The sequence below is a fragment of the Halorhodospira neutriphila genome, from assembly GCF_016584055.1.
Taxonomy (GTDB): Bacteria; Pseudomonadota; Gammaproteobacteria; order Nitrococcales; family Halorhodospiraceae; genus Halorhodospira; species Halorhodospira neutriphila.
Window position 1 is genome coordinate 1 of the sequence record NZ_NRSH01000131.1, and the last position, 6,002, is coordinate 6,002.

Sequence of the window (6,002 nt, forward strand, 5' to 3'; positions counted from 1 at the left end):
CTCCCGGGCCGGGGAGCGCTGGCTCATCGACGGGCTCCTGGTCAACGGCTCGGCCCGCACCGTCGGCCGGCTGGCGGCGGGGCTGCGCTACACGCAGACCGGCTACCTCTACCACTACGCCTTCGTCATGGTCATCGGCGTCCTGCTGCTGATCTCACTGTTCGTCGTGCGGACCCTATTCATCTAGGGCGCGGGACGCCGGGCGCACCAACGTAAGCAGGGGAAGAACGGATGTTCGACGGTTGGTTACTGAGCCAGATCATCTGGCTGCCGATTCTCGGCGGGGCCGCGGTGCTCGCCATCGGCGAGCGCTCCGTGACGGCGGTGCGCTGGACGGCGGCCGGGGTGGCCGGGGCGGCGTTCGCGCTCAGCCTGGCCCTCTGGGCCGGCTTCGAGCCCGGCGCCGGGATGCAGTTCGTCGAGCGGCTCGCGTGGGTGCCGACCTTCGACATCCACTACCACCTCGGCGTCGACGGCATCTCCATGCCGCTGGTGGTGCTGACCGCCTTCGCCACGCTGCTGGTGGTCGTCGCCGGCTGGCGGACGATCACCTACCGCCCGGCGCAGTACATGGGCGCCTTCCTGATCATGGAGGGGATCATGATCGGCGTCTTCGCGGCGCTCGACGCGATCCTCTTCTACGTCTTCTGGGAGGCGATGCTGGTGCCGATGTTCCTGCTCATCGGCATCTGGGGCGGCGCCAACCGCGTCTACGCCACCATCAAGTTCTTCCTCTACACCTTCCTCGGCTCGGTGCTCATGCTCCTCGCCTTCCTCTACCTGCGGATGCAGGCGGGGAGCTTCGGCATCCTCGACTTCCAGGGCCTGGAGCTCGCCGCCGGGGCGCAGACGCTGATCTTCCTCGCCTTCCTCGCCGCCTTCGCCGTGAAGGTGCCGATGTGGCCGGTGCACACCTGGCTGCCGGACGCCCACACCGAGGCGCCCACCGGCGGCTCGGTGATCCTCGCGGCCATCACCCTGAAGATGGGCGCCTACGGCTTCCTGCGCTTCGCGCTGCCCATCGTCCCCGGGGCGAGCCAGGACCTGGCGTGGCTGGTGATCGCCCTGTCGCTGATCGCCATCGTCTATATCGGCATGGTGGCCATGGCCCAGGAGGACATGAAGCGGCTGATCGCCTACTCCTCCATCGCCCACATGGGCTTCGCCACCCTCGGCTTCTTCGTGATCTTCCAGATGGCCGCCGCGGGCGTCGGCGACGGGGCCCTGATGGCCCTGACCGGCGGCTACGTGCAGCTGATCTCCCACGGCTTCATCTCCGCGGCGCTCTTCCTGTGCGTCGGCGTGCTCTACGACCGGCTCCACACCCGCCGGATCGCCGACTACGGCGGCGTCGCCAACCGCATGCCGGTGTTCGCCACGCTCTTCGTCCTCTTCGCCATGGCCAACGCCGGCCTGCCCGGCACCTCCGGGTTCGTCGGCGAGTTCCTGGTGATCCTCGGCAGCTACCAGGCGAGCTTCTGGTACGCCGCCATCGCCGGCCTGACGCTCATCGTCGGCGCGGCCTACTCCCTGTGGCTGGTCAAGCGCGTCGTCTTCGGCCCCGTCGCCAACGAGCGCGTCGACGGGCTGCAGGATCTCGAGGGCCGCGAGCTGGGGACGCTCGGCGTGCTGGCGGCCGCCGTCATCGGCCTCGGCCTCTACCCGGCGGCGCTGATCTCGGTCGTCGAGCCGACCCTCGTCGCGCTGCTCGAGGAGGTCAGCGCCGCGCCCACGGCTGCCCGCTAAGGCTTAAGGAGAGGCAATGGACTTCGAGATGCCCCAATTCGCCCTCGCGCTGCCGGAGATCTGGCTCCTCGGCGCGGCGTGCACGGTCCTGGTGGTCGACCTGTTCGCCCCCGGGCAGCGCCGCGGCGCGACCTTCGCGCTCACGCAGCTGGCGCTGCTCTCCACGGCGGCGCTCGCCGTGGCCACCCAGTGGGGGGTGGAGGGCACCACCTTCGGCGGCCACTACGTCGCCGACGCCATGGGGGCGCTGCTCAAGGCCGCGGTGACCCTGCTCACGGCCCTGGCCCTGGCGTACTCCCGCCCCTACCTCGAGCAGCGCGGCCTGCTCAAGGGCGAGTACTACCTGCTCGCGCTCTTCGCGACGCTGGGGATGCTCGTCATCGCCTCCGGCGGCAGCCTGCTCGCCCTCTACCTCGGCCTCGAGCTGCTCTCGCTGCCGCTCTACGCCCTCGTCGCCATGGACCGCGACTCGCGCCGGGGCGCCGAGGCGGCGATGAAGTACTTCATCCTCGGCTCGCTGGCCTCGGGGATCCTGCTCTACGGCCTCTCCATGGTCTACGGCGGGGCGGCGAGCCTGGAGCTGGCGGCCGTCGCCGAGGCCGCCGCCGCCGAGGAGGCGCCGCTGCTGCTCCTGTTCGGGATGACCTTCATGCTCGTCGGCGTGGCCTTCAAGCTCGGCGCCGCGCCCTTCCACGCCTGGGTGCCCGACGTCTACCAGGGCTCGCCGACCCCGGTGACGCTGTTCATCAGCACGGCGCCGAAGGTCGCCGCCGTGGCGCTGTTCATGCGCCTGCTCGTCGACGGCCTCGGCCCCATGCACGCCTCGCTGCAGCCGATGCTCGTGCTGCTGACCGTCGCCTCGCTGCTGATCGGCAACCTGGTGGCCATCGTCCAGACCAACCTCAAGCGGATGCTCGCCTACTCGGCCATCGCCCACGCCGGCTTCATCCTGCTCGGGCTCGCCACGGGCACGGACGCCGGCCAGGCCGCGGCGCTGTTCTATACGGTGACCTACGGCATCATGGCCGCCGGCGGCTTCGGGCTGATCACGGTGCTCTCCCGCGCCGGGGTGGAGGCCGAGGAGATCGCCGACTACGGCGGGCTCAACGAGCGCCACCCGCTCTTCGCCGGCGTCCTGCTGCTGCTCATGATCTCCATGGCCGGCATCCCGGGGACGGTGGGCTTCTACGCCAAGTACCTGGTCATCAAGGCCGCGGTGGAGGCGCAGATGCTGCCCATGGCCCTGTTCGCCGTGGTCATGGCGGTCATCGGCGCCTTCTACTACCTGCGCGTGCTCAAGGCCGCCTACTTCGACCGCCCGGGCGAGGCGGCGGGCGCCTCGGCGGCGCCGCTGACCCCCGGGGCCTCGGCGCCGATCCGGGCGCTGCTGCTCGTCAACGGCGCGGCCGTGCTCGTGCTCGGCATCTTCCCCGAGCGGCTGATCTCCGCCTGCCAGGCGGCGCTCGGGCTCTAGGGGCGGCCCCGCGCCATGGCCCCCGTTGGGCCGGCAATTTGCCCTTGATAGCCAACGGGGTAACGCCTATAATTCACGTTGTCGATTGCGGGGTGGAGCAGTCAGGCAGCTCGTCGGGCTCATAACCCGAAGGTCGCAGGTTCAAATCCTGCCCCCGCTACCAGCTTTCTTTGAAAAGCGGCCGTCGAGCCGCTTTTTTTGTGGTGCCGAATGTCGCAGGTTCAGACGCTTCACTCCCTGCTGGAGCCGACAGTGGAGGGGCTCGGCTACGAGCTCGTCGGCGTCGAGCTCGTCGGCTCCAAGGGGAATCGCACGCTGCGGGTGTTCATCGACACGCCGGCCGGCGTGCGCGTGGAGGACTGCGAGGCGGTGAGCCACCAGGTGAGCGGCCTGCTCGATATCGAGGACCCGGTCCCCGGGGCCTACCACCTCGAGGTCTCCTCGCCGGGGCTCGACCGGCCGATCTTCAAGGCGTCCGACTACGAGCGATTCCGGGGCGAGCAGGTGAGGCTGCGGCTCGTGGAGCTGTACGAGGGGCGCCGGCGGGTGACGGGCACGCTCCAGGGCCTCGAGGGCGAGGCGGTGGTCGTGCTCGATACCGAGGGGACGGAGCGCCGGATCCCGTTGGAGCTGATCGACCGGGCGCGGCTCGAGCTCGAGCCGTAAGCCCGGTCGCTGCCGTTAGGAGAGCGGAGTCGGAGGCATGAGCAAAGATATCCTTCTGGTCGTTGAGGCCACCTCCAATGAGAAGGGGGTCGATCGCGAGGTCATCTTCGAGGCCATCGAGGCGGCCTTGGCCTCGGCGACCCGCAAGCGCCACGTCGAGGACATCGACGCCCGCGTGCGCGTCGACCGGGAGACCGGCGACTACGCGACCTACCGGCGCTGGGAGGTGGTCGCCGACGAGGAGGCGGTGGAGAACCCCGACCGGCAGGTGACCCTGGAGCAGGCGCGCCAGCGCGACGCCGGCGCCGAGGTCGGCGGCTACGTCGAGGAGCCCATCGAGTCCGTGGACTTCGGCCGCATCGCCGCGCAGACCGCCAAGCAGGTCATCGTGCAGAAGGTCCGCGACGCCGAGCGCGCCCAGATCGTCGAGGCGTACCAGGGCCGGATCGGCACCCTGGTGACCGGCACGGTCAAGCGCATGGAGCGCGGCAGCGCCATCCTCGACCTCGGCGAGAACGCCGAGGCGATCATCGCCCGCGAGGAGCTCATCCCGCGCGAGAGCGTGCGGCCCAACGACCGGGTCCGCGGCTACCTGCGCGACGTGCGCTCCGAGCCCCGGGGGCCGCAGCTGTTCGTCAGCCGCACCTGCAACGCCTTCCTCGTGGAGCTGTTCAAGCTCGAGGTCCCCGAGGTGGGGCAGGGGCTGATCGACATCCTCGGCGCCGCCCGGGATCCGGGGATGCGGGCCAAGATCTCGGTGCGCGCCCTCGATCCGCGGATCGACCCCATCGGGGCCTGCGTCGGCATGCGCGGCTCGCGGGTGCAGGCGGTCTCCAACGAGCTCGGCGGCGAGCGCATCGACATCATCCCCTGGGACGAGAACCCGGCGCAGTTCGTCATCAACGCCTTGGCGCCGGCGGAGATCGAGTCCATCGTCGTCGACGAGGATCGCGGCGCCATGGACATCGCCGTCGCCGACGAGCAGCTCTCCCAGGCCATCGGCCGGGGCGGGCAGAACGTGCGCCTGGCCAGCGAGCTGACGGGCTGGGAGCTCAACGTCATGACCGCCGAGGAGGCGGAGGCGAAGAGCGAGCGCGAGGCCAGCGAGCTGGTCCAGCTCTTCGTCGACAACCTCGACGTCGACGAGGAGGTCGCCGGCGTCCTCGTCCAGGAGGGCTTCTCGAGCATCGAGGAGGTGGCCTACGTGCCCACCGCCGAGCTGCTCGAGGTCGAGGAGTTCGACGAGGAGATCGTCGAGACGCTGCGCAACCGGGCCCGCGACGTCCTGCTCGCCCAGGCGATCGCCGAGGAGGGCAGCGAGCAGCAGCCCTCCGAGGAGCTGCTCGCCCTCGAGGGCATGGACGAGGCGACGGCCCGGGCGCTCGGCGAGCGGGGGATCACCAGCGTCGAGGATCTGGCCGACCAGTCCGTGGACGAGCTCATGGAGGTCGAGGGCATGGACGAGTCGCGCGCCGGGCAGCTGATCATGAAGGCGCGCGAGCCGTGGTTCGCAGCGGACGTCGACAGCGAGCGGGCCGAATGAACTGAGGAGAGGACGAGCTCGGTGAACGGGCCCGCGTCCGGAGAGTGGGTATGGCGAAGACGACGGTCAAGCAGTTTGCAGAGACAGTAGGCATCCCGGTCGAGCGGCTGCAGGCCCAGCTCGAGGCGGCTGGCCTGGGGGCCCGCGATGCGGAGGCGAGCCTCTCGGCGGAGGACAAGGCGACGCTGCTCGCCCACCTGCGCCAGGGCGGCGAGGTCCAGCAGGACGACGGCGCCGGCCCCAAGAAGGTCACCCTCAAGCGCCGCAGCCACAGCCAGCTCAAGATGCCGGCGGGCCGCGACGCGGGCAGCCGCGGGCCGCGGCAGACGCGCACGGTCAATGTCGAGGTCCGCAAGCGCCGGACCTACGTCAAGCGCAGCGATATCGAGGCCGAGGAGAAGCGCCGGCAGGAGGCCGAGGAGCAGCAGGCCGCCGCGCAGCTCGAGGACGCCCTCGAGGCCGAGGAGGCGCAGCGCGCGGCGCAGGAGCAGCCCGCCACGGCGGAGGCCGGCGAGGGCGCCGCCTCGGGCGAGGCGCAGCCGGAGCAGGCGGGCGCCGAGGCCTCGGCCTCGC

General features: G+C 70.7%; 6 protein-coding genes and 1 tRNA gene. All 7 read left to right on the top strand.

Annotation, left to right across the window (positions count from 1 at the left end; translation table 11 throughout):
• Positions 1-187, top strand: a 187-nt coding sequence (locus CKO13_RS10090; protein WP_200260396.1) for a hypothetical protein, incomplete at its 5' end; no start/stop codon positions are given.
• A 44-nt stretch (positions 188-231) separates the two neighbouring features.
• The gene (locus CKO13_RS10095) at positions 232-1,746 is read left to right on the top strand and encodes an NADH-quinone oxidoreductase subunit M (RefSeq protein ID WP_200260399.1); all 1,515 of its coding nucleotides are present in this window, start codon (positions 232-234) and stop codon (positions 1,744-1,746) included.
• 16 nt (positions 1,747-1,762) lie between these two features.
• Entirely contained in the window at positions 1,763-3,220 is a 1,458-nt protein-coding gene (gene nuoN / locus CKO13_RS10100) for an NADH-quinone oxidoreductase subunit NuoN (RefSeq protein WP_200260402.1), read from the top strand.
• A gap of 86 nt (positions 3,221-3,306) precedes the next feature.
• Positions 3,307-3,383: transfer RNA gene (locus CKO13_RS10105), tRNA-Met, on the top strand.
• A gap of 47 nt (positions 3,384-3,430) precedes the next feature.
• Positions 3,431-3,886 (top strand): ribosome maturation factor RimP, encoded by a 456-nt coding sequence (rimP, locus tag CKO13_RS10110; RefSeq protein WP_200260405.1) that lies wholly within the window; start codon positions 3,431-3,433, stop codon positions 3,884-3,886.
• 37 nt (positions 3,887-3,923) lie between these two features.
• A complete protein-coding gene (nusA, locus tag CKO13_RS10115; RefSeq protein ID WP_200260408.1) occupies positions 3,924-5,429 on the top strand; it encodes a transcription termination factor NusA in 1,506 nt (501 codons plus the stop codon).
• A gap of 50 nt (positions 5,430-5,479) precedes the next feature.
• Positions 5,480-6,002 (top strand): translation initiation factor IF-2 associated domain-containing protein (locus CKO13_RS10120; RefSeq protein WP_200260411.1); only part of this gene is annotated, 523 nt, incomplete at its 3' end.